The sequence below is a fragment of the Actinomycetospora straminea genome (assembly GCF_028737255.1).
Classification (GTDB): Bacteria; Actinomycetota; Actinomycetes; order Mycobacteriales; family Pseudonocardiaceae; genus Actinomycetospora; species Actinomycetospora straminea.
Genome location: NZ_JAQZAN010000032.1, coordinates 24903 through 51415, shown reverse-complemented (window position 1 = coordinate 51415; position 26513 = coordinate 24903). Strand labels below are relative to the sequence as shown.

Genomic DNA, 26513 nt, shown 5'->3' with positions numbered 1-26513 from the left:
GTAGCCGCCCTGGCCGTGACCCTGCTGGCCGGGGTAGCCCGGCTGGCCGGGGTAGCCCTGCTGGGCCGGCCAGCCCTGCTGGCCGTGGCCGGTGGGGGCCGTACCGGGCGCCGCTCCCGTCGCCGGGCCCTGGCCCCACGGGCCCGTGCCCGTGCCGGACGCGCCCGGGGTGGGCGGCGCGGTCTGGCCGGCGGGGCCGGTGGCGGAGGCGGAGGAGCCGGACGAGCCCCAGGGCGAGCTCGCCGCCCCGACGGCACCGGCCGCGCCCGCGGCACCGGCCGCACCCGCCGCCGCGCCGGGCGCCCACGGGTCCGGCGTCGACGGGGCGCTCCGGGTCTCCTGCCCGCTCTGCGGCCCCGCGGCGCCCGGTGTCGTGTCGCCGGACGTCGTCACGCTGCCGCCCGCGCTCCCCGACGTGGGGTGGACCGCCGTGGGACGGCTGTCGTCGCCGGCGGCGTCGGTGCTCCCCGTGCCGTCGGTGCGCGGCGACGCGGCCCCGGCCGTCGGGTGCACGGTCGTCGCGTGAGCGTCCTCGCCGGCCGCGCTGGCGCTGCCCGACGCTCCGTCGTCCGGCGCGCCCGCGCCGTCGCCCGCGGTGGCGTCGGAGAATCCGGTGCGGTGCATCGTGGTCGCGGCCTCGGACGCGGTGTCCGGGGAGGTCGCGGCGGTGCGGTGGGCCTCGGTGGCCCCCGGCTCGGGGTCCGGCGGGGCGGCGGAGCCGTCGTGCCGCGTCTCGTCGTCGCCCGCCACGGTCGCCTCCCCGCCACCCGTCCGTCGCCACGCGGACCGTAGCCCGATCGTGCGCCACTGAGGAGACGTTCAGCGCAGAATTCGTGATCACGCCGCTCCGGGAATCGGCCCAGGCACCGGCGCGTTCGGCGTTGTACATTGAAGCTTCAACAAAGGAGGGACGATGCCCGCGCTGACGGTCGCCGATCTGACGGTCCTGCCCCGCATCCCCGAGCCCGACGGCCCCCGGGTCGGCGTCACCGAGCGGGGCGTCCGCTCGATCACCACCGCCCCGCAGGGCTACGAGGGCGAGGGCTTCCCGGTCCGCCGCGCCTTCGCGGGCGTCGACCTCGCCCTGCTCGACCCCTTCATCCACCTCGACCAGATGGGCGAGGTGGAGTACGCGCCGGGCGAGCCCAAGGGCACGGCGTGGCACCCGCACCGCGGCTTCGAGACCGTCACCTACATCATCGACGGCACCTTCGAGCACGCCGACAACCACGGCGGCGGCGGGACGATCACCAACGGCGACACGCAGTGGATGACCGCCGGCGGGGGCGTCCTGCACATCGAGCGGCCGCCGGAGGCGCTGGTCGCGTCGGGCGGGCTCTTCCACGGCCTGCAGCTGTGGGTGAACCTGCCGCGCGCGCAGAAGTGGGTGCAGCCCCGCTACCAGGACCTGCGCTCGGGCGCCGCCGCGCTGCTGACCAGCGCCGACGCCGGGACGCTCGTGCGCGTCATCGCGGGCGAGATCGCCGGGCACGCCGGCCCCGGGTCGACGTACACGCCGATGACCATGGCGCACGCCTCGCTGGAGCCCGGCGCGCAGCTGCACCTGCCCTGGGACCGCGAGCAGAACGCGCTGCTCTACGTCCTGTCCGGCGACGGCACGGTGGGCGCCGAGCGCCGGCCGGTGCGCACCGGGCAGCTCGCGGTGTTCGGCCCCGGCGAGTCGCTGCGCGTGGCCGCCGACCCCGGCCAGGAGGGCCGCCACCCGAAGCTCGAGGTGGTCCTGCTCGGCGGGCGTCCGCTCCGCGAGCCCGTGGCCTGGGGCGGACCGTTCGTCATGAACACCACGCAGGAGGTCCGCGAGGCCATGGTCGACTTCCACGCCGGCCGGCTCGGCGCGATCCCCGCCGAGCGCGTCTGACACACGCCTAGCGGAACACCACCGTCCGGCCCGCGTGCACCTGCACGCGGTCCTCGAGGTGGGCGCGCAGCCCGCGCGCCAGCACGAGCTTCTCGACGTCGCGACCCCGGCGGACCATGTCCTCCGGGGTGTCGGCGTGGTCCACGCGGCTGACGTCCTGCTCGATGATCGGGCCGGCGTCGAGGTCGGGCGTCACGTAGTGGCAGGTCGCGCCGACGAGCTTGACGCCGCGGGCGTGCGCCTGGTGGTACGGCCGCGCGCCCATGAACGAGGGCAGGAAGCTGTGGTGGATGTTGATCGCCCGGCCCGCCCAGCGGTCGCACAGCGCCGGGGTCAGGACCTGCATGAACCGCGCCAGCACCACCGCGGCCGGTTCGTGGGCGTCGACGATCTCGGCGACCCGCGCGAAGGCGGCGTCACGGCCGGTGCGCGCCTCGTCGTCCTCGGCGCGCGACGGGAACGGCACGTGGTGGAACGGCACGCCGTGCGCGACGGCGACCGGGCGGAGCACCTCGTGGTTGCCGACGACCGCCCGCACGTCCATGTCGAGCTCGCCGCCCCAGACCCGCCCGAGCAGGTCGTGCAGGCAGTGCGACTCCTTGCTGACCAGGATCACGACGCGCGGCGTCTCGCTGGTGTCGCGGACCCGCCACGCCACCGGCTCGCCGCCGGGCACCTCGAGCTCGGCGGCGATCTGCCCGATCACGGGTCGCAGCACGTCGGCGCCGCCCGGCACCGAGGCGGCGTCGACGACCTGGCGCGTCACGAACCAGCCGGCGTCGGTGTCGGCGTGGTAGGCCGCCTCGGTGATCGACGCCCCCAGCCCGGCGAGCCGGCCGGTGATGGTGGCGACGATGCCGGTGCGGTCGGGGCAGCTCAGCGTGATGACGAGCCGGCGGCTCACGAGCGGTCCTGGGCCAGCCGGCGGCGCGTGAAGTCGTCCTCGGCGTCGAGCAGCTGGCCCACCTGCTCGACGACGACGCCCTCGACCCGGCCGCCGACCATCGGCACGTTCACCGCCGCCTCGCCCTCGACCGTCGTGACCGACCCGCTGCCCGAGTCCTCCAGGCGCTGCGTGCCCGTCATCGACCCGGGCAGCCCGCGCACCGTCACCTCGAACGTGCCCTCGTAGCCACCCGCGTGGCGGGGCCGCCAGGTCTCGACCCGGTCGAGGACCAGGTCGCCCCCGGTGAAGCGGCGGATGACCGACGGGAGGAACTCCGCGGGAACCGCCTGGCGCAGCTTCAGTCGCGCCCCGGAGGCGTCGACGGCGTGCTCGACCAGCGCCGGATCGTTGCCGCCCAGCTCCTGCAGGCGGGCGCGGAGGTGGTCGGCGTCGACCAGCTCGGCGTAGACGTCGTGGGCGGGGACGTCCCAGGTGGCGCGGTGGGTGATGCGGCGGGGCACGCGCGGGAGGCTACCGTCGGGGGTGATGGCACCCGGTCCGACCGCAGCAGCGACACCCGCATCCCCATCGGCGGCGTCACCAGGAGAGGCCCCCGCGTCGGCCCGCTCCGAGGGCGGCGACGTCGACCCCGCGACCCTGCTCGCGCCCCAGACCACGCTCGGCCTCGGCGGCCCGGCGCGGCGGCTCGTGCACGCGCGGACCGCCGACGAGGTCGTCGCCCGGGCCCGCGCCGCCGACGGGGCGGGCGAGCCGTTGCTGCTGGTGGGCGGCGGGTCGAACCTCGTGGTCGGCGACGCCGGGTTCGCCGGCACGGCGCTGGTGATCGACACGCAGGGGCGCCACGTCGTGCACCGCGACGCGGGCTCGGTGGTCGTGCACGTCGAGGCCGGCCACGACTGGGACGCGCTGGTCGCCGATACCGTCGCCGACGGCCTCGGCGGGCTCGAGTGCCTCTCGGGCATCCCGGGACGCACCGGCGCGACGCCCGTGCAGAACGTCGGCGCGTACGGCGTGGAGGTCGCCGACCTGCTCGTCGACGTCGACCTCTACGCACGCCGCACCGGGCGCCGCGGAGCCGTGCCCGCCGCCGACCTCGACCTCGGCTACCGCACGAGCCGGCTCAAGGGCGACCGCAACGTCGACGGCGAGATCGTGCTCGGCGTGCGGTTCCGGCTGACGACCGACGGGCTCTCCGCCCCGATCCGCTACGCCGAGCTGGCGCGTGCCCTCGACGTCGAGCCCGGGACCCGCGTGCCGGTCGCTGCGGCCCGCGAGGCGGTGCTGGGGCTGCGTCGCCGCAAGGGCATGGTGCTCGACCCCGACGACGCCGACAGCCGCAGCGCCGGCTCGTTCTTCATGAACCCCGTGGTCGACGCGGAGACCGCCGCCCGCGTCGCGGCCGTCACCGAGGCGGCGGGCCAGCACCCGGTCACCGCGTGGCCCCAGCCCGACGGGCGCGTGAAGCTCTCCGCCGCCGCCCTCATCGAGCGCGCGGGCGTGCCCCGCGGCTACCCCGGGGAGCACGCCCCGGCCCGCGTGTCGACCAAGCACACGCTCGCCCTGACCCACCGCGGCGGCGGCACCACCGACGACCTCCTGGCGCTCGCCCGCGACGTCCGCGACCGGGTGGACGCCGCGTTCGGGCTGGTGCTGCACCCGGAGCCGGTGCTGGTCGCCTGCGCGCTGTGAGGCGCGCTGAGGCGCGCTGAGGCGCGCTGAGGCGCTCTAGGGCGCGGCCGCGCCGTGCGCCCGCAGCGTGCTGGCCACGACGCCCGCGGTCCGGGAGCTGCCGACGTCGGGGCGCTGCGCGAGCGCGGTGACCACGATGTCCGGGGCGTCGGCCGGGGCCACGGCGGTCATCCAGTCGTCCACCCCGCCGCCCGGGACCGAGGGGTCCTCGGCGGTGCCCGACTTCGCCGCCACCGTGATGCCGGCGTTCCCCAGCGCCCGGCCGGTCCCGGAGGTCACGACCGCCCGCATGCCGTCGCGGACCGGTCCGAGCCGGTCGGCGAAGGGCAGCGGGGTCGGCGCCGGGTGCGGCAGGGCGACCGCCCCCGGGCCGGTGCCCACCGCCATACCCACGTGCGGCGTGACCATCGCGCCCGTGGCCACCGCGGCCGTCCACCGCGCGGTCTGCAGCGGGGTCGCCAGGATCGGCCCCTGCCCGATGCCCAGGATGACCGTCGACCCGGGATACCACGTGCCGCCGGCCGCCGTGACGCTCGCCGGGGTGCCCAGGTAGCCGGGACTCTCGCCGGGCAGGTCGATGCCGGTGGGTTGCCCGACGCCGAGGGCGCGCGCGGTGTCGATCATGTTGTCCGGCCCGAGCCCGAGCGCGAGCTTGTAGAAGTAGACGTCGTTCGACCAGGCGATGGCGTCGACCATGTCCTGCGGGGGCAGCACCCGCCAGTTGCCGAAGGTGTGGGTGCCGTAGGTGAAGCTCCCGCCGGTGGGGATGACCCGGTCCGGCGGGAAGACCGGGTGGACCATGTTCGCCGCGGCGTTGACCAGCTTGTAGGTGGAGCCCGGCGGCAGGGCCGAGGCGATGGCGTGGTTGAGCGTCGGGGTGCCGGGTGCCCGCGACGCGGCCCGGAGGGCGGCCTCGTCGAGCGGCGGCCCGTACAGGGCGTTGTCGAGGCTGGGCCAGCTGGCCAGGGCGAGCACGGCGCCGGTGCGGGGATCCATGGCCACCGCGCCGCCGACCGCCCCTCGCGGGCTCCCCGCGAGGGAGGTGGCGACGTCCGCGACCAGGCGCCGCTGCACGCCGAGGTCGATGGTCAGGGTGAGCGTCGTGCCGGGCACCGGGTCCCGTCGTTCCCCGGCGGCCACGGGGCGGCCGACCGGGTCGACCCAGTAGCACTGCTCGCCGGGCACCCCGCGCAGGACGGCGTCGTAGCTCTGCTCGACGCCCGCGCGGCCGGTCGTGCCCCGGGGATCGAGGTCGGGGTGCCAGGCGGTCTGCGTCGGGGTCGCGCGCCCGACCCAGCCGAGCACGGGCGCGAGCACCGGTCCGGTGGGGTAGGAGCGGCGGGGTGCGGGCACGACGACGACGCCCGGCAGCCCGGCACCGGCCACGGTGTCGCCGACCGGACCGGACACCGTCCCGGCGTCGAGCCCCACGACGGTGTCGGGTGCGCCGGCGATCAGCGCGTGGAGCTCGGCGGGCGGGCGGCCGAGGAGCCCGGCGAGCCGCTCGACGGCGGCGGGGTCGTGACGCAGCAGCGCGGGGGCGAGGCGGAGGCCGCGGTCCCCGGCGTCGGCCGCGAGGAGCGTTCCGTGCCGGTCGACCACGGCCCCGCGGGGCGCCGGGATCGTGACGCACCGGGTCATCTGGTCGACGCTCGCGGCCGCCGCCACCGGGTCGCGCACCACACCCGCGCCGAACGAGGCGAACGCGACCAGCACGACGGTGAGCGCCGCGACGGTGGTGCGCGCGAGCCGGGGGCGGCTGCGGGCAGCCGGCGTCCACAGGGGGCGGCGCGCCCCGTCGCGGCGGCAGCTGATCGCGAGCCCGAGCGCCGCGAGGTGCACGACGGTCGCGGTGCCGCCACCCGACAGGACCGGGAAGGGCACGCCGGCGACGGGCAGGAGGCCGAGGTTCCCGCCGGTCGAGACGACGAGCTCGACGGCGAGCAGGACGGCGAAGCCCGCGCAGAGCAGGCGTCCGGTGGCGCTGCGCGGTGCCCGCGCGCCCAGCACGCACCGCCACACGATCACGAGCCCGGCCAGCAGGGCGAGGGCCGCCGCGACCGCGCCCCAGCCCGAGGCGAGCGAGGCGAGGGCGAGGTCGGTCTCGCGCTCGGGCAGGTAGCGGGCGGCCAGGAGGTGGACCGGGTCGGTCCGGTCCCCCCACCAGCCGCCCCGGGCGATCGCGAGCCGGGCCTGGCGCACCGCCCACCCGGGCCCCTCGGCGGACTGGGAGCCGGTGAGGAAGGTCCCGAGCCGCGCGACCTGGTAGTCGCGCAGGAGCCCGATCGCGAGCGGGGCGGCCACGACCGCCGCCGCGAGGACCGGCAGCAGGTACCGGGTCGGCACCCGGGCGATGACGAGCACGGCGGCCGCCGTGAGGGTCAGCAGCGTGGCCGTCGACAGGTCGGGCTGGTCGGCGACGAGCACGATGGGCACCGCCGCGAGCGGGAGCGCCACGGCGAAGCGCCGCCAGGTGGGGCGGCCCCGGGTGAGCACCGCGGCCAGCGCGAGGGGGACGGCGATCTTCGCGAGCTCGGAGGGCTGCAGCGTGATCCCGCCGACGGCGAGCCAGCGCCGGGCGCCGTTCACCTCGCGCCCGACGACGAGCACCGCGAGCAGCAACGCCAGCGTCGTGCCGTAGACCGTCCACGCCAGCGCCGGCGTGACCGAGCGGCGTCGCGCGGCGAGGAGGATCAGGAGCGCGAGGCCCAGCCCGCCGGTCGCGAGCTTCGTGGTGGTGGCCTCCACGTCGCCCATCGCCGCCAGGTTGGCCGCGCCCAGCACGACCAGCACCCCCGCCGCCAGGAGCGCGAGGACGTCGCCCCACGCCGCGCGGGACGGCTCGGCGCCGCGCTCCTCCCGGGCCCGGGCGCGCGCCCGGCGCTGTTCCTCGAGCTCGGCCCGGCTCGGACGCCCGGAGCGGCGGGTGAGCCGGCCCAGGGCGCGACGCCACCGGGACCGGCGACGGTCCCGTCCCCAGCCGTCGCCGGGCGCCGCGCGACGCGGCGCGGGCTCGTCCCAGCCGGCCGTGGTCTCGTCGCTCAGCACGGCCCGGCCCCGATCGGCACGGCCGGGGAGGCGGCGCGGGAGGGCCCGTCGGTGACCGCGACGAGGGCGAAGGCGCGTCCGGGCGGCACGGGGGCGGCCACGGAGGCGGTCGGGGTGACCTGGCTCGCGCCCGACGCGAGGGGGACGAAGACCCCGCGGCAGCGATCGACGGCGAGCAACGTCCAGGCCGGGGACCCGGCGACGGCGCCGGGATGACGGTCGACCCCGACGAGGACGGTGCAGGTGGCGCCCGGGCGACACGGAGGATCGACCACCCGGAGTCGCACGGCGGCGACGTCGCCGGCCGCCGGCGGCGCGATCACCGGCACCGGGGGCAGCGCGGGGAGCGGGACGGTGTCGGTCGGGGCCGGGGCGCCGCCCGCGGCGTGGAGACGCGCGAGGTCGGCCTCGATGCGGTCCTGCAGGAGACCGAGCTCGAGCGCCACCACCAGCACGACGGCGGCCACGGCGGCGAGCCAGGGCCAGGTCCGGCGCCACAGCCGGGCGCCGGTGGCCCGGACGTCACGGGCCGGACGCGGCGGCGGGAAGGCCGGCGTGGGCAGCAGGCGGTCCGCGGGGAGCGCCGGCGCGGGGCGATCGACGGGGGAAGCGGCGGCGGGCGGGAGTGGGCCTCGGGGGCGGCCGGGGGCAGTGGTCACCGTGGCGTCCGGGAGCTCGGTCGGGTCGGAGGGGGTCAGGCGGGACGGATGTCCCGGGCGGGGCGCCCACCGGCGAGGGCCAGGCCCTCGGCGACGCAGGTCCGCGGCCGCTCGGGCACCTTCACCGGGAAGCCGAGCGCGGCCTCGAGGTCGTCGCGCACCGGGGGCGCGAGCGCGCTGCCGCCGGCGAGCACCACGCCGCCGGCGAACAGGTCCGGGACGCCGGCGACGGGCAGGTCCTCGAGGAACGCCCCGAGGGCGGCCACCGCGCGACGCACGACGGGCGCCACCGCCGCCTCGACCTCGGCGACCTCGACCGTGACCACCCGCGGCCGCCCGGTCGCCGCGTCGCGGCCCTCGGCGGCGAGGGGCTCGCGGGTCGAGGAGGCGCCGACCTTCAGCGCGTCGGCGGCGGCGTCGGAGAGGTGCAGTCCGTGCTGCTCGCGCAGGTGCGTCCGCACGGCGGTGGTCATCTCGTCGCCGGCGTGGCGGCAGGAACGGCGGGTCAGCACGGTGCCGCGGCAGAACACCGCGATCTCCGCGGTGCCCGCGCCGATGTCGGCCACGGCCTGGACGCGGGCGTCGGTGAGGTCGAGCCCGCATCCGAGGGCGGCGGCCAGCGGCGCCGGGAGGAGGTCGACGTGCCCGAGCCCGGCCTCCTCGGCCGACTCGACGAGCGCCCGGCGCTCCAGGGGTGTCGCGTCCACCGGGCAGCTCAGCACGGCGTGCGGTCGGCGGGCGCGCCACCGGCTCCGGGACGTGCGTCGCAGGAGCTCGTGCAGGTACGTCCGGACGAGCGAGAGATCGGTGACCGCGCCCCCACGGACCGGCCGGCCCACCCGGGCGCCGGGGGGTGTCCGCCCCTCGAGGGCCGCGGCCTCGGTCCCGAGGAGCAGCTCCCGTCCCCGGCGCGTCGGCCACTCCACGAGCACCGACGGTTCGTCGTGCACCACCCCGTCCCGCGGGTGGCACACCACGGTCGTCCCCGTCCCCAGATCGATGCCGATGTCCGCCACCCCGACCCCCCTCGCGCTGCACCCGCGCCGCCCGGCGGCGCAGGACGTTACGACCGCTGCCGGGACCATCGGCAGGGTCGATGTCCCTCCCCGAGGCGCCCGAAGGTCCCTCGCGCCGTGACTGCTCGGTGACCGGACGCCCGCCCTGCCCGGTTCGCGCCGAGACGCCGCTCACGATCGCTGGGCCACCCGTGTGAGGGGCCGCCGCGCCTGACAACCGCCTCCCGGTCGGCCGCGTCGTGCGGTCGGTGGATCGATCTCTCCGAGGGGGTGCTCCGCGGGTGCGGGGACGTCTGCAGGGTGTGCTGGCCGTACTGGTGGCGCTGGTCGCCGTCGCCGGGGTCGTCGTGGGGTGCGCGGCCGCGGGCGCGACACCCCCGGTGCCGGGCGCGCCGTCGGCGGACGCGCCCCCGAGCGTCACGACGACCGCCGCCGCGGGCCGCACCGACGTCGACCCCGGCGGCGAGATCAGCGTCTCCGCGCCCGACGCGGCCCTGCGCGACGTCGCCCTGACCGGCGCCGACGGCCGCGGGGTCGCCGGCACGACCAGCCCCGACGGGCACCGCTGGACCGCCGACGAGGCGCTGGGCTACGGCAGGAGCTACACGTGGTCGGGCAGCGCGGTGGGCGCCGACGGCGCGGTCACGCCGATCGCGGGCGGCTTCACCACGGTGACCCCGGACCGGGTCGTCCGCGCGCAGTTCGCCCAGCCCGACGACGCGACGGTCGGGGTCGCGGCGCCGATCGTCATCCAGTTCGACGGCCCGGTGACCGACAAGGCCGCGGCCGAGCGGGCCCTGTCGATCCGCACCTCGGTGCCCACCGAGGGCTCCTGGGCCTGGCTCCCGGACGACGCCGACGGCTCGCGGGTGCACTGGCGGCCGAAGGAGTACTGGCAGCCCGGCACCGTCGTCGACGTGCGCGCCGACCTCTACGGCGTCGCCCTCGGCGACGGGGCGTACGGCCGCGAGGACCTCACCAGCCACCTCACCGTCGGCCGCTCGCAGATCGTGCGCGCCGACGTCGGCAGCCACCGCATGGTCGTCATCCGGGACGGGCAGCAGGTCATGGACGTGCCGGCGAGCTACGGGCTCGGCAGCGACCCGAACCGCATCACGCGCTCGGGCACGCACGTCGTCACCGAGAAGTTCGACAACAAGCGGATGACGAGCGCCCAGTACGGCTACGACCTGATCGAGCACTGGGCCGTGCGGATCTCCAACAACGGCGAGTTCATCCACGCCAACCCGGCGTCGGCGAGCGCCCAGGGCTCCAGCAACGTCACCCACGGCTGCGTGAACCTCTCCACCGCCGACGCGCGCGCCTACTACGACACCGCGCTCTACGGCGACCCCGTCGAGGTCACCGGCTCGCCGGTCCAGCTCTCCGCGGCCGACGGCGACGTCTACGACTGGGCCATCGGCTGGGACCAGTGGCGGGGGATGTCCGCGCTCTCCTGAGGGCTGTCCTGGGCGCCGTTCTGAGTCCCTTCTCGCGCGCGGCCGTCGGTCTCCCCTGACACGATGGTGGCGTCGGGGGAGACGACGGTCGGGGGTCGCATGGGTCGGGCGCTGCGGGTCGCGCCGGGGTGGCTGGGCGCGCTGCTGCTGGTGGTGCTGACGGCCTGCGGGTCGGGCGCGCCCGCGGCGCCGAGCGTGCCGCCCCCGCCGCCCGCGACCGTCCGGGTCGAGCCGGCCGGGGCCGTCGACGTCGCGCCCCGCGCCGCGGTCGCGGCGACCACCGACGGCACGTTCACCGACGTGACGCTGACGGCCTCACCCGGTGGGGCCGTCGCGGGCACGCTCTCGCCCGACCGCAGGCGCTGGACGCCCGACGGTCCCCTGGCCTACGGCGCGACCTACACCTGGGGCGGCACGGCCGCGGGGCCCGACGGGCGCACCGTGCCGGTCACCGGCTCGTTCCGCACCGTCGCGCCCGGCGAGACCGTGCGGGCGACGCTGAACATCGGCGACGGCCGCGAGGTGGGCGTCGCCGCGCCGATCACCATCCAGTTCGCCGCGCCGGTGGAGGACAAGGCGGCGGTCGAGCGGGCGCTGCAGGTGCGCACCTCGGTGCCCACCGAGGGGTCGTGGGCCTGGCTCCCCGACCAGGACGGCGGCTCACGGGTGCACTGGCGCCCGAAGGAGTACTGGCGCGCCGGCACGCAGGTCGACGTCCGCGCCGACCTGCTCGGCGTCCCGTTCGGCGGCGGTGCCTGGGGTCGCGAGGACCTCACGACCTCGTTCCGCATCGGGCGCTCGCAGATCGTGCGCGCCGACGTCAACAGCTTCCGGCTGGTCGTCGAGCGCGACGGCCAGCAGGTGATGGACGTGCCCGCGAGCTACGGCCTCGACTCCGACCCGGCCCGCACCACGCGCTCGGGCATCCACGTGGTCACCGAGAAGTTCCCGAGCAAGCGGATGGTCAGCCCGCAGTTCGGCTACGACGTCGTCATGGGCTGGGCCGTGCGCATCAGCAACAACGGCGAGTTCATCCACGCCAACCCCGGCTCGGTGGGGTCCCAGGGCTCCAGCAACGTCACCCACGGCTGCGTCAACCTCTCGACGGCCGACGCGCGGACCTACTTCGACTCGGCCCTCTACGGCGACCCCGTCGAGGTCACGGGGTCGGGCGTGGACTACTCGGCGCGCGACGGCGACGTCTACGACTGGACGGTGCCGTGGGACCAGTGGCGGTCGATGTCGGCGCTCACCTAGCCGGAGGTGCGCCGGTGGAAGCGCATCCCCGAGGCCTGGTCGCGGGGCTTGAGGACGATCGTGTCCAGGTTGACGTGCGACGGCCGCCCCATCGCGAACGCGACGACCTCGGCGACGTCGTCGGCGACCAGCGGGGTCAGGCCCTCGTAGACCTTCGCCGCGCGGGCCTCGTCGCCGCCGAAGCGCACCAGCGAGAACTCGGTCTCCACCGCGCCCGGCGCGATCTCGGTGACGCGCACCGGCTGCCCGAGCAGCTCGCCGCGCAGGGTGCGGTGCAGCGCGCCCTCGGCGTGCTTGGCCGACGTGTAGCCCGAGCCGCCGTCGTAGACCTCGAGGCCGGCGATCGAGGTGATGGTGACGACGTGCCCGTCGCCGGAGTCGATCAGCAGCGGCAGCAGCGCCTTCGTGATGCGCATCGTGCCGAGGACGTTGGACTCCCACATCCAGCGCCACTTGTCCTCGTCGGCCTCCATCACCGTCTCGGTGCCCTGCGCGCCGCCGGCGTTGTTGACCAGGCCGCGCAGCCGCGCGCCACCGGCAGCGTCGGAGACCAGCTCGCGCACCGACGCCGCGAACGCCGCCACCGAGTCGGCGTCGGTGACGTCGAGGGCGAGCGCGGTGCCGCCGACCTCGTCGGCGATCTCCCGGCACCGCTCCAGGCGGCGCGCGCCGAGCACGGGGTGCCAGCCGTCGGCGGCCAGCGCGCGGGCGGTGGCCGCGCCGATGCCCGAGCTGGCACCGGTGACGACGGCGAGGGGGCGGTCGGTTCCGGGAGGCGTGGTCACACCGCCGCACCCTAGGACCCCACGGGTGCGGGGGCGGGTTCGGCGAGGCTCCACGGCGGCCGCGCACCTAAGCTGACCACCGTGACCCCGGCGGCGACGACGGCATCGGCGGCCTCAGCGGCATCAGCCACCCCCGCGGTTCCGCGATCCCGGGGCACGGATCCGGTCATCCGTCACCATCCCGGGCGCCCGCGTCGCGTGGCCGTCATCTCGCTGCACACGTCGCCGCTGGCCCAGCCCGGCACGGGCGACGCCGGCGGCATGAACGTCTACGTCGTCGAGACCGCGCGGCGCATGGCCCAGCGCGGCGTCCAGGTCGAGATCTTCACCCGCGCGACGTCGTCGGACCTCCCGCCGGTGGCCGAGCTCGCGCCCGGCGTGCTGGTCCGGCACGTCACCGCGGGCCCGTACGGCGGGCTGGGCAAGGAGGACCTGCCGAGCCAGCTCTGCGCGTTCACCGCCGGGGTGCTGCGCGACGAGGCCCGCCACGAGCCCGGCTGGTACGACGTCGTGCACAGCCACTACTGGCTCTCCGGGCAGGTCGGCTGGCTGGTGCGCGACCGCTGGGGCGTCCCGCTCGTGCACACCGCGCACACCCTGGCCAAGGTCAAGAACGCCTCGCTGGCCGAGGGCGACCGGCCCGAGCCGCTGTCGCGGGTGGTCGGCGAGGAGCAGGTCGTCGCGGAGGCCGACCGCCTGGTGGCCTCGACGCAGGCGGAGGCCGACGACCTCGTCGCCGCCTACGGCGCCGACCCCGACCGCGTGCGCACCATCGCGCCCGGCGTCGACCTGCGCACCTTCACGCCCACCCGCGACCGCGAGGCCGCCCGGGCCGCGCTCGGGCTCGCGCCCGACGCCGTCACGCTCGCGTTCGTGGGGCGCATCCAGCCGCTCAAGGCCCCCGACGTGCTCCTGCGCGCGGCCGCCGCGATGCTGGCGCGGCGCCCGGAGCTGCGGCGACGGCTCGTCGTCCTCGTCGTCGGCGGGCCCTCGGGCACCGGCCTCGCCGAGCCGGAGTCGCTCGTGTCGCTCGCGCGCGAGCTGGGTATCGCGGACGTCGTGCGCTTCCTGCCGCCCCGCGGCGGCGACGACCTCGCCGCGGTCTACCGGGCCGCCGACGTCGTCGCGGTCCCCAGCCACTCCGAGTCGTTCGGTCTCGTCGCGCTCGAGGCCCAGGCGTGCGGGACGCCGGTCGTCGCCGCGGCCGTCGGTGGGCTGCCGACGGCCGTCGCGCACGAGCGCTCGGGGCTGCTCGTCACCGACCACGAGCCCGACCACTGGGCCGACGCGCTGGCGCGGGTGGGGCTCGACCAGGCCGAGCGGCAGCGGCTCGCGGCGGGCGCCGTCGAGCACGCCGCGATGTTCTCGTGGGACCGCACCGCCGACGCGCTGCTCGCCACCTACGCCGAGGCGTCGCGGGCCCAGGCGCGCGACCGGGCGCGGGAGGTGGCGGTGTGAGCGGTGACGTCGACCTCGAGGAGGTCGAGAAGGTGCTGGTCGCCGCGCTCGAGGAGCGCGAGCTGACCTACCTGCGCCGCGGGCCGGGGCGTCTGTTCGTCACGCTGCCCGGCACGAAGAAGCTCGCCACGCACTGCTGGCTGGTGCTCACGCCGCATGCGCTGCTCGTCGAGGCGTTCGTCTGCCGGCGCCCGGACGAGAACTTCGAGGAGGTCTACCGCTTCCTCCTGCAGCGCAACGCCCGTCTCTACGGCGTGCACTACACGATCGACCGCGCGGGCGACATCCACCTCGTCGGCCGGGTCGGGCTGCACGCGGTCACCGACGACGAGGTCGACCGCATCCTCGGGCAGGTGCTCGATGCCGCCGACGGCGACTTCAACACCCTGCTCGAGCTGGGGTTCGTCACATCGATCCGCCGCGAGTGGGCGTGGCGCGAGTCGCGGGGCGAGTCGTTGGCGAACCTCTCGGCGTTCGCGCACCTCGTCGACGGCGGCGACGGCGGGGAGAACTGAGCGGGGAGGCCGCAGGGCCACACCGCCGGCGTGGGACGGGGGGCATCCGACGCCGGCGGCGGGCGACTCGGGGCGCTCGCGCGGAGCGGCCGGTCCGCCGACCGACCCGTGGCGTCGAATCGGCTGACAAGGATTGAGCGTCCCACCACGCTGCACACAGGACAAGGCATCGCTCTGCGCTGAACGGGTGACGCGGGACGTCCCGGACGCCGGACTCGATCACGCAGGGATCGGCACGACCGCGTACCGGCAGGTAGGTTGGCCGCGCACCGCGGTCCGGCTTCGAGGAGGACGCCCCATGATCGTTCGCAGCCCGTACGACGACGTCGACGTCCCCGACGTGGGCCTGCCCGAGTTCCTGTTCGGCGACCTCGGGGACGCCGCGGAGCGGGTGGCGATCATCGACGGGCCGTCCGGGCGCGAGGTGACCTTCGGGGAGCTGGCCGGCGCGGTCGACCGCTTCGCGGCCGCGCTCGGCGAGCGCGGGCTCGGACGCGGTGACGTCCTCGCCCTGTTCGCGCCGAACAATCCCTACTACCCGGTGGTGTTCCACGGGGCGCTCGCCGCCGGCCTGGCGGTCACCACGATCAACTCGCTCTACACCCCCGACGAGCTGGCCTTCCAACTGCGCGACTCCGGCGCGAAGATCCTCGTGACGATCTCGCCGTTCCTCGACCGCGCCCGCGCGGCGCTGCGCGAGGAGGGGCTCGCGATCCAGGAGACGATCCTCCTCGACGACGCGCGCGACGAGGCCACGACGCCGATGCCGGAGAGCACGCTGGCCGACGCCCTCGCGACGACCGCCGAGCGCCCGCAGGTCACCGTCACCGGCGACGACGTGGCGGCCCTGCCCTACTCGTCGGGCACCACCGGGCGGGCCAAGGGCGTCGTGCTCACCCACCGCAACCTCGTGGCGAACCTCGTCCAGTTCCAGGCGGTCAACGCGAGCACCGGCCCCGACTCGAAGATCCTCGCGGTGCTGCCGTTCTTCCACATCTACGGCATGACCGTGATGATGAACCACGGCATCTACGTGCGGGCGACCGTCGTGACGATGCCGAAGTTCGACCTGGCCGACTTCCTCCGGACGATCTCGGAGCACCGGGTCGACCGCGTCTACATCGCCCCGCCGATCGCCGTGGCGCTGGCCAAGCACCCCATGGTCGACCAGTACGACATCGACTGCGTCGACATCGTCTTCTCCGGTGCGGCCGCCCTCGACGCCGAGCTCGGGCACGCCGTCGGCGTGCGGCTGAACTGCACCGTCCTGCAGGGCTACGGGATGACCGAGCTGAGCCCGGTCAGCCACGCCATGCCGCAGGACCGGCCCGACATGGACCTCAGCTCGATCGGCGTGGCGCTGCCCAACATCGAGTGCAAGCTCGTCGACCCGGAGTCCGGGGAAGAGGGCGTCGAGCGCGGCGAGCTGTGGGTCCGCGGACCGAACGTCATGCGCGAGTACCTCAACAACCCCGAGGCCACCGCCGCGACCCTGGACGCCGACGGCTTCCTGCACACGGGCGACGTCGCCACCGTCACCGACGAGGGCGTGTTCTACATCGTCGACCGGGTCAAGGAGCTGATCAAGTACAAGGGCTACCAGGTCCCGCCGGCCGAGCTCGAGGCGCTGCTGCTGACCAACGACGGCATCGCCGACGCCGCGGTGATCGGGGTCAAGGACGCCGAGGGCGAGGAGATCCCCAAGGCGTTCGTCGTGCTCCAGCAGGGCGCCGACCTCTCCGGCGACGACGTCATGTCCTTCGTCGCCGAGCGCATCGCGCCGCACAAGAAGGTCCGCGTCGTGGAGTTCGTCGACCAGATCCCGAAGTCGGCGTCGGGCAAGATCCTGCGCAAGGACCTCCGCGCCCGCGAAGCGGCCAACGCGTAGGGTCTCTGACCCGCTGTTTCGGGCCGCTGACCTGCACCAACGCCGAATGACCGTTGTGAAGTCTCTGTGAGGCTCCCCAGTGGTGCGGTGTTGTGTCCGGGTTCCCACGGAACAGTCACGGAACGGATCTTGCATAGTCGATCAAGCCTCTCCGTCGAGTAGATCTTGGATGCGGGCGTTGTAGGCGTCGCGCTCGCCGTCGAGGCACGCGGCGTAGACCGAGAGCAGGACCTTCACCGAGTGGCCGGCCCGCTCGGCGACCTCCGTGGGCGGCACCCCAGCGTTGAGCCATGACGACAGCGCCGCGTGCCGGAGGTCGTACGGACGGGCCGCCAGCGGTGACGCCGCCTGCGCCGGGCTCAGGCCGATCTCACGGGCCTCTTTCCAGATGCGCGTGTAGACCGACTCGCGGACCCGGCCGCCGCTCAGTGCCGGAAACAGCCGGCCGTCGGCTGCGGCGCCGTAGTGGTCGAGGTGCTCGCGCAGGATCGCCACCAGAGCCGGTGGAGCGGGCACGCGGCGCACCGCTTCGCGGCGGCGGCGCTTGAGCGGGCGGACGTCGGGATAGCGCAGGCCGTCGTTGTAGTGCTCGCCCGAGACGCCGGTCAGCGACCCGGAGAGGACCAGCTCGCCCCAGCCCGCGGCCGGGAGCTTCGCGTCGGTGTCGCGGAGCTGCTGGGCCTCGCCGGGACGCAGACCGGCGTAGTACAGGCAGGCGAAGAACGCCCGCAGGCGCCAACCCCGCTCACGATCGCTAGGCCGACGCCCAGACACGTAGGTGACCGCGGCGAGAAGCTGACGCGCCTGAGCAGGATTCACCACCACCCGCGGGTCGACGCCCCCGGTCACCTGCGCCGTGCCGGTGCGCCGACCCGTGACGGGGTTCGCAGCCAGGACGCCGGTGTCGACCGCGTAGCCGGCCACCCGGTGCAGCACCGCGCGGCGCTTGTCGTGCGTGGAGGAGGTGGTGGCCCGGCCGTCGGCCGCAGTGCCGAGGTCGTGCAGGAGCGCGCCCAGGGCAAGGGAGTCGGCGAGGTCGGTGGCCGGGCGAGAGGCGCGGCGCAGCCACGCCACCGCGGCCCGGTCCTCGGGGCTCAGGGCCTCGTCACGACGCGGCGGTGGCAGGAGGTGTGTGCTCGCGAGGCGCTGGAGGTCCGTCTCGTCAGGGCCGTGCTCGAGGGGACGGACAAACTTCGGCGTGATCGCGGCCAGGCTCACCACCGCGGCGCGCCGGCTGTTCGGCGGCGCGGTCGGCCAGATGTGGTCGACGTAGGCCACGGCCAGCTCGAGGAACGTGCCGACACCTCGCTTGCGGGTCAGCGACGGCGGAAGCCCGGTGGCGACGTCGAACGCCTCGCCGGCCCGGCCCGCGCGGACGAGCTCGGCCCGGAACGACTCGGCCAGCGCCTTCGTGGCGTACCACTCGGAGTGCTCCCGCCCGGCCGTCCGCCAGCGCACACCCCACGGCCGACTGCGACCCGTGCGCTTGGTCAGCTTCCAGAACTGCACCTGAAAGGTGCTCTCGTCGCTCATGCCGCGCCGTCCCGGTGGGCGTCGAGCCAATCGAGCAGATCGCCACGACGGACCCGCAGGTGCCCGTTCGGGAGGCGGAAGCACGGCGGCGCCACCCGGCGCTCCCGCCACTCGTAGAACGTGTCGCGGGAGACCCCGCCTAGCTCGGCGAGGACCTGGCGCACAGTCAGCAGCTCGTCGCGCTCGGAGTGCGCTCGCTTGGTGGTCGTCATGTCAGCTCCTTGTCGTGGTGGTCGTGCGGTGGGGTCGTGCCTGCCGGGCGCGCTGGAGGAGCCCGGCGACGGCGAGAGCGCGCTCGTCGCGGCCGATGTGAAGTCCGACCGGCGGCCGGACCAGGGCGTCGATGTGTCGACCGAAGGCACGGACGTCCACGCGGCCCGTCATGGCTGCTGTCCGTCGTGCGGGATGTCGGCGGCGCGGTCGGTGGCGGCGCCGAGCTGGTAGGCGAACTCGCCGGCACTACTGGACACGGCGGGCCCGAGGGTGGGGAAGGCGGCGAAGAGCAGCACAAGGGTCACGACCCCGGAGAACAGCGCGGGCGCGGCCTTGTGGCTCTTGACCAGCAGGGCGGTGACGAGGCCGGCGATGATGACGATGGCGATGAGGTTCATGACTCGGCCCGCCGTCCGTAGGACTGGATGCGGTCGACGTACTCGCCGTAGTCGCCGAGGTGGGGCACGCGGATGCGTTCGCAGTCCCGGCCGAGGCCGGAGAGGTAAGCGATGCCGGGATCGGCGTTGGCGTGCTCCTGGCCAAAGGGGCGGGCGTCGTCGCCGTGCAGCATCGCCAGTGAGTCGGCGGGGACCCGGAACGAGAGCCGGAGGGCGAACTGGTCGCGGGCGTAGCCGCCGCCGACCGCTGTGGCCTCGAACCGCTGTGCGAGCGTGAGCACGCGGAACGCTGCCTTGCGGCCCTCGGAGAGCAGCCGCAGCTGGGCCGAGACGATCCGCTCGGCGAGGCTCTTGCCGCTCTTGGGCTTCGGCACCGCGCCGGCGGCGCGCAGGAGGCCCGGGAACTCCTCGAGGACCACGAGGACGGTCGGGACGGTGACCGTAGGCGTGATCTTGTCCTCACGCCGCGGGATGGTGGCCAGCCGGCGGTCCATCTCGGCGACGAGCTGCTCGAGTAGCGCGGCGTGGGCCTCGAGGTCGTGGGTGCCGACCACCTGCCACTCGCGATGGGCGGTGTCGTCCCAGACGCGTCCGAGTAGCAGGCCGGTGATGTCGGAGCCGGCGACCAGGACGTCGGGTGCGGCGCAGAGCTGGGCGAGCAGCCCGTAGACGAACGCGGATTTCCCCGAGCCGTTCATCCCCTGCACCGCGAGGTGTGCGGGGTCGGCGATGGCGTGCCCGAGGGTGGTCCGGTCCTCGGTGCGGCCGAGCAGCACGGTCTCGGTGCCGGAGCCGGCTGTCACTGGCGGGAGTCCAAAGTGCTCGGCGAGCGGGTCAGCCTCGAGCAGCACGAGTCGGACCCAGCGGCCGGCCAGCGGTTCGATGCGCAGGCCGTGGGCGCCGAGGGTGTGGGCCATGCGCCTTCCGGGCTTGCGGAAGTCTTCGGGCTCTTGGCCGGGCATCAGCTCGACGGTGAAGCTGATCGGCGGTCCGACGCGGACCTCGCCGACGCGCGGGGTGCGCACGGTGATGCCTGCGGCCACCGAGACGTAGTGGCAGACGCGCAGGTACTCGCACGCGTCGCGGAACTCGCCCTTGAGCGTGTAGGCGAAGGTCAGGACCGACGCCTCGTAGTCGCGCTGGGCTCGACGCTGGCGCATGCGGCCGAGGAAGCCGGGGGCGCGGTCGCGCCCCGAGCGATGGCCGGAGGGGCGCGGTCGGAGGTGCTCGATCGCAGGCATGGTCAGGCTCCCTTCTCAAATCGGTCCTGGCAGGAGGGGCAGAGCTGGCCGTCCACGGCGGGCGTCGAGAACAGCAGCGAGCAGCCGGGGCACATCGGCTCGAGGTCGACGTCGGGGTGCGGGACGCCGGCTGTGCGCTGCCGCCGGATGGCGCGGAGCTCGGTGGGCGTGCGCCCGGCCCAGATGCCGAAGGACTGGCCGGAGTCGACGGCGTAGGTCAGGCACTCCCGGCGCACCGGGCAAGAGACGCAGACCTTGGCGGCGGCGAAGAGCTGGGCCGCCGTCTCGGGCGCGGTGTAGTCGTCGACCTCGGGGAAGAACAGTTCCGGGTCGGTGTCGCGGCAGGCCGCGAGCTGCTGCCAGCTCATGGCTACGCCGCCTCGTCGCGCTTGGCCGGACGCGGCGCGGGGGCTGCGGCGGGACGGATGCCGTCGGCGGAGAAGGACACATCGACGCCCTTCGCGCCGTTCCGCGCGCCGCGCACCTTCGCCCGCAGGCCGAGCAGGTCCACCGGCGAGTAGGGCGCCAGCTCCGGGGCCTCGTGGGAGACGACGCGGACGCCGTGCAGCTCGTGGCGTCCGTCGCGGCCGGTCGGGAGCATGACGTCGTAGATGCGCACCGGTGCACCGGTGTCCTCGTCGATCAGTGGCTGGCCCGTCGAGCGGCGTCCGTTGGGTCCGTCCTCCCAGCGCTCCATGGTCTGTCCGTGGCCGGTCGCGATGGCCTGCATCTGCCCCGTGTCGATCGGGGCGTTGAACTCGAACATCGGTGGTTCTCTCCTGTTTGCATTCGCGAAGCCGTTCTTCGCGCTGACACCAGGAGACGGCTCTGAGCAGGGCGAACGGGAGCCGACAGGGGGTGACACGGGGGTGACACGGGCGCTGTCACCCCTTCTCTGAGCAGGCCTGATGCCGCACACTCGGGATCGGATCTATGAGGGAAGGGGGTGTCGGGGTGACGGAGCTGCGTCGAGCGCGCGAGTCGTTCGGGTGGTCGCAGACGAAGGCCATGAGCGAATTGCGGCGTCACGCCGGCACCCGCGGGATTCGCCTTCCCGAGCCGGCGTCGCTGAAGCGCTACTTCTCGCGGTGGGAGAACGGCGTCGTCGAGCCCGGCGAGATGTACAGGGACCTCTTCTGTGCGGCCTACCGACGCACCGCCGCCGAGCTGGGTTTCACGCCAGTGCGGCACGCGCCGGCGGTGCAGGCCGAGCAGCTCCTTACGAGCTTCGCGCTGTCTGAGGCGGCGGGCCCGGGGAGCGGCGCCGAATACGCGCTGCGTCTCGACGCCGTGCGGGTCCTGGACCGTCAGCTCGGAGCACCGGCCGCGCTCGAGCAGCTCAGGGCGTTGTCTACGTCGGTGGAGCAGCTCCTCAAGCACGCGGTGCTGCCGACAGCGAGGCGTCCCATGGCTGGCGTGCTGGCCGACGCCGCCTCGTTAGCGGGTTGGCAGGCGCTCGACACCGGCGATCTGGACCAGGCGTGGACGCTGCACCTCACGGCCCAGCACGCGGCTCGCGAGGCCGAGGACCACCCTGCGCTCGCGCACGCGATGGCGCAGCAGGCGTATGTGCTTCTCGACGTCGGCCGTCAGGGCGACGCCCTGGCCCTCGCGGTGGCGGCGAAGGACGCCATGCGGGGCGGCGCGCCAGACGTGCTGACGGCCTGGCTCCACGCCGTCGAGGGTGAGATGGCGGCCGCGTGCGGCGACGAGCTCGGCGCGCGCCGAGCGCTGGACCTCGCGGCCGCGGTCGTACCCGAAGAGGGCGCCGACTCCGACCCCCTGCCCTACATCTCGCTCAACGCCTCGCACCTGGCCCGGTGGCGCGGGAACGTCCTCGCTCGCATCGGCGACGTCCAGGCCACCGAGGACCTGTTTAGCGCACTTGGGGGGATGGACCCGACCTTCACCCGAGCAGGCGCGTCCCTGCGCTGCGACCTGGCTTCATCGATGCTCGCCCAGCACGACCAGCCCGAGGCGCGTAAGCACGCGGCCGACGGGCGCGTCCTGGCGCGAAAGGCCGGCTCAGTGCGCCAGCGCCGGCGTCTGGACGCGCTCCCGCTGTCGGCCTAGGACTTGCCCTGTCGCTCCATCAGGAGCGTAAGCAGGCCGACGAGCGGGCCCGAGCCCGCAATCTCACCCCGCTTGACCATGTCCAGGATATTCGCCAACGGTATCCATTCGATGATGGCCGCCTCCTCAGCGTCCGTCGGCTCGCCAACCTTCTTAGCTCCCTGAGCAGTCCAGACCTCGTGCGGCGTGTCGACCATCCCCGGCATCGGCTGGAACGAGACGAGATGACGCAGCGGCCCCGTCGCGCGCCAGCCCGTCTCCTCCTCAAACTCCCGCGCAGCCGTCTCCGCTGCGCCTTCTTCGATGTTTGCGATACCGCCAGGGAGCTCCCACCCCCACTCGTCGACCGCGAATCGGTGACGCCACATCATCAATACCTCGTCGTTGCCGTTCACTACCGCTACTGCGACCACTCGAGCCAACCTAACAACGTGATGTTCGAACCTGGCGGTACCCGGTGGCTCAATGTCCACTAGCGCAAGGCGCACCCACCGGTTGTCATATACAATTCTCTCCCCGTACACCTTCGTACGTAATGGTCGCCCTTCGCCAGTCGCGCCTACGCTCAATTCCCGCCTCCAAAGGATGCAATGCTGCAAGGCACGACGTCAGATATTCCTTCCGCACGCAGTGCAAGTGTTCTGTCCGGCCTCGTTCCGAGTTCTGCATCGGATGCATTGCCAGTACGAGGGTGCCTCGGCCACGAAATCGGGAGGCTCCCAGTTAGCCGGCACTTCGTCCTCCATCCTCGCTCGGACCGAATCGTCCGGATGATTCATCAAGAGGCGGTAGTATCGGTGTCTATCCGAGGTAGTCGGAGTTGGCGAGTTGGCGACGAAGATTGCGGCGGCGAATCGCAGAGCGGGGTCGTCGTCGTAGAGCCACTGCGACCAAAGTGCTTCAGACTCTACGGTGCTCTTAAGCAGAGCGATCGCGACGTTGAATCGAGCCGAAGAGCTGCGCTGGGGCGGTAGCGCACTCAAGGCCTCATGCACCTGAGACGACTTAGTTCTGCCTATGAGGCGCTGAGCAAGACGTGTCTCGAGTTCATCAGTACTTTGGATCAGTCCGACGAGGAAGGCAACTGACTCATCGTCAAACTCACGCTCTCGAAGCACCGGTATCAATATTGGTGATGGAGCGGCCGTGAGTAGTGAGTAGAATGGGTCAGGCTCGCCGCCTCCACGATCAAGCAGCTCAGCAGCCTGGAAGCACACCCGGTCAAAGCTGATATCTGCACAATGCGCGAAAAGAAGTGCGAGACGATAGTAGTCGTACGTCGTCATGTCGCTGTAGGCGACCGTTCGAAACGAGAGGTTTCCCAAGTTCATCACATCAGTGAGGTCCGCGTAGTCACGAAGCATCCAGTCCCTCGCGTTCTCAAGCCAGAATGGTTCGGTCGGAGCGTGACTTGCTAGAATGGAGTGGTGTTCGTCGCGAGACTCTCTAACGAGCTCAATGGCGGGAGCAAACATCTTACTCGGCTTTGCAAGATGGCTCATATACTCAGCCATTGCCTGTGGATGGCCCTTGTCGCGAAGCAGCGTCGCGATCTCTAGGTTGTCGTCAACGCCAGCACGAGCAGCAAGAGCGGCCGCCTTCTCCGCGTCCGCTTCATCGAGCTCGATGCTGGATACAGCAGCTATTAAGGCTAGATCGCGACCAGCAACGCGCTTGTCTCCTCCAAGGAGACGGAAAACCTTTCGGCGCCTCCCCCTCTCGTCAAATTCATACGTCTCTTCCGAGTCGACTTTCGGAGGTAGTTCGAGGTCCAAGACGTCCCGCAGCGCAGCAACTTCGCTCGGCGTAGGCGGGGAGCCGCGTCGCTTGGCCTGAGCCCACGCGCTGAGAGCGTGCAAGATCACTCTTCTTTCGCCCGAGAAAATCGCGACCGCGTGCAGTCTCCGCAAGTTCTCGTCATCAGGCAGCGGCAATTGGGCGTAGTCCAACCATCGGGACCAGAGGTTATCGCTACTTCCGGGATCGGATTGGACCAAATGGTGCAGCGTTCTTCCCACCATCGTGCAGTGATCGGATGTAGGAGACTCCGATTCGCGCACTATCCGGAGACAAGCATCAAGGAACATGTCGCGCAAGCTCGAGTCTTGAGACGACAGTTGGATAAACTGAAGGTCGCTAATTTCCTGATCGAGGAGACACGCCAGAACAAGCGCCTCCTGACGTTCCGGGTCAACACTCCTCTCGCCATGCCATGTCACCTTCACGTCTCGCGTCTGCTCAATAGCCCATCGTGCGTCCGCGATTTCTGCAAACAATTTGCTTCGAGGGCGGAGATGGCCGGACGTCCCGTCTTCGACGAACACTCCGACGCCCTCATCCCAGTAGCGCACGACCTCGGCCGCGACACGGCGGCCACTTTGGCGGCTAAGTGAGAGTACGTTGCTCATGTCGCGGCCTAGACGGTCGGTGATCTCTTGTCTGGAGGTAATCCCTTCTGCCAGGTAGTGCCCGAGTGCGGTGAAGGCATCAAGGAGCTGATCGACGTCCAGATTTCGGGAATTCGCAAACATGTCGGGCTGCTTCGAGCGGACCGCTTCCCAGTCTTCAATGCTCGAGTCAATGACGCGCGCGAGTAATTCGCCCCGCGAGCCGGGCAGATCGTCGGGCCTGCTTGTCTTACAAGCTAGTAGCGTCATCAAAGTAGAGAGAAGTGGGACGCTCCACAACTCTTTGTCACGGCGCGTGTGCGACGAAATCCAATTCCATCGACGCTCTTCCCATTCGGCCTGCAGTGCTGCCGGAGCCGCTATGGTGGCGGCGCGGCTAACGATCTCCCTCAGAATCGATGTTAGATTCGTTGGCGGCAAGAGAACTGCCTTAGGAAGACCAAACCGGTCAGTTCGACGGTGCACTGCTTCGCGTGCCGTCAGGATCACGGGGCAGTCCATGTGTATGGATCGAAGGACGGCATCTATCGTAGACGCAACGTAACCCGTTGCAGCGCCACACTCGTCAAGAGCATCGAATAGAAAGCCGACCTTACCCTCCGCAGCGCCCTTCGTAAGCAGCTCGCGCATGTACGGTTGGCTCTCGTCTGGCAGGGAGCCAGTCGCAAGGTCGATCACCTCGGAAGGGGACAGCGCTTTACCCAATTCGGCACAGACACGAGCGAGGTCGCTGAGTCGAACATGGATTGGGGTCGGGGCCCACTCGTCGAGCGCCCACTCAGCCGCAACTTGCTCCAGCGCCGTGGATTTCCCACTACCCGGCAGGCCTAGCAAACACAGACGCCCCCAACGACGGGCCAGGATGGTGAGTTTCTCCTGGTGCAATCTCGAGTCCGACCTCGAAGTAGACGCCTTCCAGTACTTGTCCTCTAATACTTCGTAGCCTTCGAGGAGTGCAGGCACATCAAGGTCGGGAAGAAAGCTACCAAGGAGACTGAACGAGATCTTGTTGCGTCGAGCGATGAGTTGCCCCAGGTATTGGTCCGTGGCCCGCGCAGCGAGGACAGATCGTCCTGATGGTGAAGAAGGGAGCGGCGTCAATGGCACAGCTGCTGCCGATAGAACGTTAACCCAGTCGTTCACCGTCGCGCCAAATCTCTTGCTAGCTCTCTGGTGCGCCGATGAGCGCAACGCGGTTATACCTGCGTAGCCAAAGCCAGGCTCGACTACACTACGCTCTAGCAGAAGTCGTGCCTCACGCATGGCCTGTCCACTTGGAGACTCAGCGTCCAGGATGATCACATAGGAGCGCCGAAGGAGTACTGCGCGCTGCGCTTCCGAGAGACTTGGCGTTCGCTGCCGAACCGCACTTATAACGTCATTCTCCGCCTCCGAGTAGGATGTTTGTACGGACTCGCGAAAGCGATCCAGCGCGTCGCGGATAGTGCGCAACTCGACGTTGTCGACGTCGGCGCAGACACACATCAGAATATTGCTTGAATCCGCACTGCTCAAGACCGACGGAGCGAACTGGGACTCGACGACGCCCAGGAAGGTCGACTTGCCGACGGAGCGTTTAGCTTGAATGTGAAGCTCGACGTCACTTCCGCATTCACAAACGATGTCGTCAATGGGCGAATCTGCTTCTAGGCGGATCGTAGACGGCATCGGACGCCCCGGAAGCTGAGCGAGCGGTTCACCGGACAGCACGTGCGCGGCCAGGTACGCTACTAGGCCGCTACGGAACTCCGAACCAGCCTCGTTGCGGGACCCGCCAAGGGCTCCCCTCGTGGGACCGCTTCTCCTAGCTGGCTGGCTCTGCTGAGCGGGTTCAGGCACCTAGAGATTATGACCTTAGGTTCTGCGCGTGTCATGAGCCTCGTCGAGGTGAGCAAGCCACAAACGGAGGCTCGCTAGTCCGCCGAGCTCGGCGTCGTCCGGCACGCACGCGCACCGCGACGTGTCCTGTACACGTCGCCATAGAAGGCCCGGCAGCTTGAGCGTGGTATCTACGCCTGGCAACTCCGACGCTACTTCCTGGTCGTCGGCCTCGCGACCGAGCTGCGCAAGGTGACGTAAGTCCGGA

The 26513-nt window shown here is 72.5% G+C and carries 22 protein-coding genes and 1 pseudogene; 8 read left to right on the top strand and 15 right to left on the bottom strand.

Features of this window, described 5'->3' with window-relative positions; genetic code table 11:
* A pseudogene (locus PH190_RS28885) lies at window positions 1-750 on the bottom strand (hypothetical protein); the annotation flags it as partial.
* Window positions 751-913: 163 nt separating this feature from the next.
* Between PH190_RS28885 and PH190_RS28880 the strand changes: the two are divergent.
* Window positions 914-1879, top strand: coding sequence for a pirin family protein (locus PH190_RS28880; protein ID WP_274234994.1), 966 nt, complete (start codon window positions 914-916; stop codon window positions 1877-1879).
* A gap of 7 nt (window positions 1880-1886) precedes the next feature.
* Here PH190_RS28880 and purU read toward each other — a convergent pair whose 3' ends face one another.
* Together purU and PH190_RS28870 are read right to left on the bottom strand one after the other, a co-directional pair.
* The gene (gene purU / locus PH190_RS28875; RefSeq protein ID WP_274234993.1) at window positions 1887-2783 is read right to left on the bottom strand and encodes a formyltetrahydrofolate deformylase; all 897 of its coding nucleotides are present in this window, start codon (window positions 2781-2783) and stop codon (window positions 1887-1889) included.
* Entirely contained in the window at window positions 2780-3286 is a 507-nt protein-coding gene (locus tag PH190_RS28870; protein ID WP_274234992.1) for a DUF2505 domain-containing protein, read from the bottom strand. Before PH190_RS28870 ends, purU begins: the two co-directional genes overlap by 4 nt.
* A gap of 25 nt (window positions 3287-3311) precedes the next feature.
* Here PH190_RS28870 and PH190_RS28865 point away from each other — a divergent pair, with 25 nt between their 5' ends.
* Window positions 3312-4475: a UDP-N-acetylmuramate dehydrogenase gene (locus PH190_RS28865; protein ID WP_274234991.1), complete on the top strand. Its 1164-nt coding sequence runs from the start codon at window positions 3312-3314 to the stop codon at window positions 4473-4475.
* 36 nt (window positions 4476-4511) lie between these two features.
* On the opposite strand, the gene PH190_RS28860 is transcribed toward PH190_RS28865, so the two are convergent.
* The 3 genes from PH190_RS28860 to PH190_RS28850 are packed head-to-tail and all read right to left on the bottom strand — an operon-like array spanning window position 4512 to window position 9198.
* Complete coding sequence (locus tag PH190_RS28860; RefSeq protein ID WP_274234990.1) at window positions 4512-7523, bottom strand: FtsW/RodA/SpoVE family cell cycle protein; 3012 nt, start codon at window positions 7521-7523, stop codon at window positions 4512-4514.
* Window positions 7517-8182 (bottom strand): hypothetical protein, encoded by a 666-nt coding sequence (locus PH190_RS28855; RefSeq protein WP_274234989.1) that lies wholly within the window; start codon window positions 8180-8182, stop codon window positions 7517-7519. Before PH190_RS28855 ends, PH190_RS28860 begins: the two co-directional genes overlap by 7 nt.
* Before the next feature lie 35 nt (window positions 8183-8217).
* Complete coding sequence (locus PH190_RS28850) at window positions 8218-9198, bottom strand: rod shape-determining protein (RefSeq protein WP_274234988.1); 981 nt, start codon at window positions 9196-9198, stop codon at window positions 8218-8220.
* 281 nt (window positions 9199-9479) lie between these two features.
* Between PH190_RS28850 and PH190_RS28845 the strand changes: the two genes are divergently transcribed.
* Together PH190_RS28845 and PH190_RS28840 are read left to right on the top strand one after the other, a co-directional pair.
* Window positions 9480-10658 (top strand): L,D-transpeptidase, encoded by a 1179-nt coding sequence (locus tag PH190_RS28845; protein ID WP_274234987.1) that lies wholly within the window; start codon window positions 9480-9482, stop codon window positions 10656-10658.
* Window positions 10659-10721: 63 nt separating this feature from the next.
* Entirely contained in the window at window positions 10722-11915 is a 1194-nt protein-coding gene (locus PH190_RS28840) for a L,D-transpeptidase (protein WP_274234986.1), read from the top strand.
* Here the strand turns inward: PH190_RS28840 and PH190_RS28835 are convergent.
* Window positions 11912-12700, bottom strand: coding sequence for an SDR family NAD(P)-dependent oxidoreductase (locus PH190_RS28835; protein WP_274234985.1), 789 nt, complete (start codon window positions 12698-12700; stop codon window positions 11912-11914). The two genes, PH190_RS28840 and PH190_RS28835, sit on opposite strands and share 4 nt — an antisense overlap.
* Before the next feature lie 168 nt (window positions 12701-12868).
* Here PH190_RS28835 and mshA point away from each other — a divergent pair, with 168 nt between their 5' ends.
* The 3 genes from mshA (at window position 12869) to PH190_RS28820 (ending at window position 16561) form a co-directional block, all read left to right on the top strand.
* Complete coding sequence (gene mshA, locus PH190_RS28830) at window positions 12869-14158, top strand: D-inositol-3-phosphate glycosyltransferase (protein WP_274234995.1); 1290 nt, start codon at window positions 12869-12871, stop codon at window positions 14156-14158.
* A gap of 32 nt (window positions 14159-14190) precedes the next feature.
* Window positions 14191-14673, top strand: coding sequence for a type III secretion system chaperone family protein (locus PH190_RS28825; RefSeq protein ID WP_420791721.1), 483 nt, complete (start codon window positions 14191-14193; stop codon window positions 14671-14673).
* A 298-nt stretch (window positions 14674-14971) separates the two neighbouring features.
* Window positions 14972-16561, top strand: coding sequence for an AMP-binding protein (locus tag PH190_RS28820; RefSeq protein WP_274234983.1), 1590 nt, complete (start codon window positions 14972-14974; stop codon window positions 16559-16561).
* Between the two features lie 141 nt (window positions 16562-16702).
* Here the strand turns inward: PH190_RS28820 and PH190_RS28815 are convergent, their stop codons facing one another.
* The 6 genes from PH190_RS28815 to PH190_RS28790 form a co-directional block, all read right to left on the bottom strand.
* Window positions 16703-18094, bottom strand: coding sequence for a tyrosine-type recombinase/integrase (locus tag PH190_RS28815; RefSeq protein WP_274234982.1), 1392 nt, complete (start codon window positions 18092-18094; stop codon window positions 16703-16705).
* Complete coding sequence (locus PH190_RS28810; RefSeq protein ID WP_274234981.1) at window positions 18091-18306, bottom strand: helix-turn-helix transcriptional regulator; 216 nt, start codon at window positions 18304-18306, stop codon at window positions 18091-18093. Before PH190_RS28810 ends, PH190_RS28815 begins: the two co-directional genes overlap by 4 nt.
* A 168-nt stretch (window positions 18307-18474) precedes the next feature.
* The gene (locus PH190_RS28805) at window positions 18475-18705 is read right to left on the bottom strand and encodes a hypothetical protein (protein WP_274234980.1); all 231 of its coding nucleotides are present in this window, start codon (window positions 18703-18705) and stop codon (window positions 18475-18477) included.
* Window positions 18702-19946: an FtsK/SpoIIIE domain-containing protein gene (locus PH190_RS28800; RefSeq protein ID WP_274234979.1), complete on the bottom strand. Its 1245-nt coding sequence runs from the start codon at window positions 19944-19946 to the stop codon at window positions 18702-18704. Before PH190_RS28800 ends, PH190_RS28805 begins: the two co-directional genes overlap by 4 nt.
* Before the next feature lie 2 nt (window positions 19947-19948).
* Complete coding sequence (locus PH190_RS28795; RefSeq protein ID WP_274234978.1) at window positions 19949-20314, bottom strand: WhiB family transcriptional regulator; 366 nt, start codon at window positions 20312-20314, stop codon at window positions 19949-19951.
* A 2-nt stretch (window positions 20315-20316) separates the two neighbouring features.
* Window positions 20317-20712 (bottom strand): hypothetical protein, encoded by a 396-nt coding sequence (locus tag PH190_RS28790; protein ID WP_274234977.1) that lies wholly within the window; start codon window positions 20710-20712, stop codon window positions 20317-20319.
* Window positions 20713-20900: 188 nt separating this feature from the next.
* Here PH190_RS28790 and PH190_RS28785 point away from each other — a divergent pair, with 188 nt between their 5' ends.
* Window positions 20901-22019: an NsdA family TPR-like regulatory protein gene (locus tag PH190_RS28785; RefSeq protein ID WP_274234976.1), complete on the top strand. Its 1119-nt coding sequence runs from the start codon at window positions 20901-20903 to the stop codon at window positions 22017-22019.
* Here the strand turns inward: PH190_RS28785 and PH190_RS28780 are convergent.
* Window positions 22016-22432 (bottom strand): NUDIX hydrolase, encoded by a 417-nt coding sequence (locus PH190_RS28780; RefSeq protein ID WP_337993866.1) that lies wholly within the window; start codon window positions 22430-22432, stop codon window positions 22016-22018. The genes PH190_RS28785 and PH190_RS28780 overlap by 4 nt on opposite strands.
* A 195-nt stretch (window positions 22433-22627) precedes the next feature.
* Complete coding sequence (locus tag PH190_RS28775; RefSeq protein ID WP_274234974.1) at window positions 22628-26266, bottom strand: NACHT domain-containing protein; 3639 nt, start codon at window positions 26264-26266, stop codon at window positions 22628-22630.
* Window positions 26267-26513: the final 247 nt, after the last annotated feature.

Bases quoted from the DNA above. Each gene is read 5' to 3' on its own strand.
- PH190_RS28795 (WP_274234978.1), bottom strand. From the start codon at position 20,314: ATGAGCTGGCAGCAGCTCGCGGCCTGCCGCGACACCGACCCGGAACTG.
- PH190_RS28840 (WP_274234986.1), top strand. From the start codon at position 10,722: ATGGTGGCGTCGGGGGAGACGACGGTCGGGGGTCGCATGGGTCGGGCG.
- PH190_RS28880 (WP_274234994.1), top strand. From the start codon at position 914: ATGCCCGCGCTGACGGTCGCCGATCTGACGGTCCTGCCCCGCATCCCC.
- PH190_RS28800 (WP_274234979.1), bottom strand. From the start codon at position 19,946: ATGCCTGCGATCGAGCACCTCCGACCGCGCCCCTCCGGCCATCGCTCG.
- PH190_RS28810 (WP_274234981.1), bottom strand. From the start codon at position 18,306: ATGACGACCACCAAGCGAGCGCACTCCGAGCGCGACGAGCTGCTGACT.
- PH190_RS28805 (WP_274234980.1), bottom strand. From the start codon at position 18,705: ATGAACCTCATCGCCATCGTCATCATCGCCGGCCTCGTCACCGCCCTG.
- PH190_RS28790 (WP_274234977.1), bottom strand. From the start codon at position 20,712: ATGTTCGAGTTCAACGCCCCGATCGACACGGGGCAGATGCAGGCCATC.
- PH190_RS28820 (WP_274234983.1), top strand. From the start codon at position 14,972: ATGATCGTTCGCAGCCCGTACGACGACGTCGACGTCCCCGACGTGGGC.
- PH190_RS28865 (WP_274234991.1), top strand. From the start codon at position 3,312: ATGGCACCCGGTCCGACCGCAGCAGCGACACCCGCATCCCCATCGGCG.
- PH190_RS28815 (WP_274234982.1), bottom strand. From the start codon at position 18,094: ATGAGCGACGAGAGCACCTTTCAGGTGCAGTTCTGGAAGCTGACCAAG.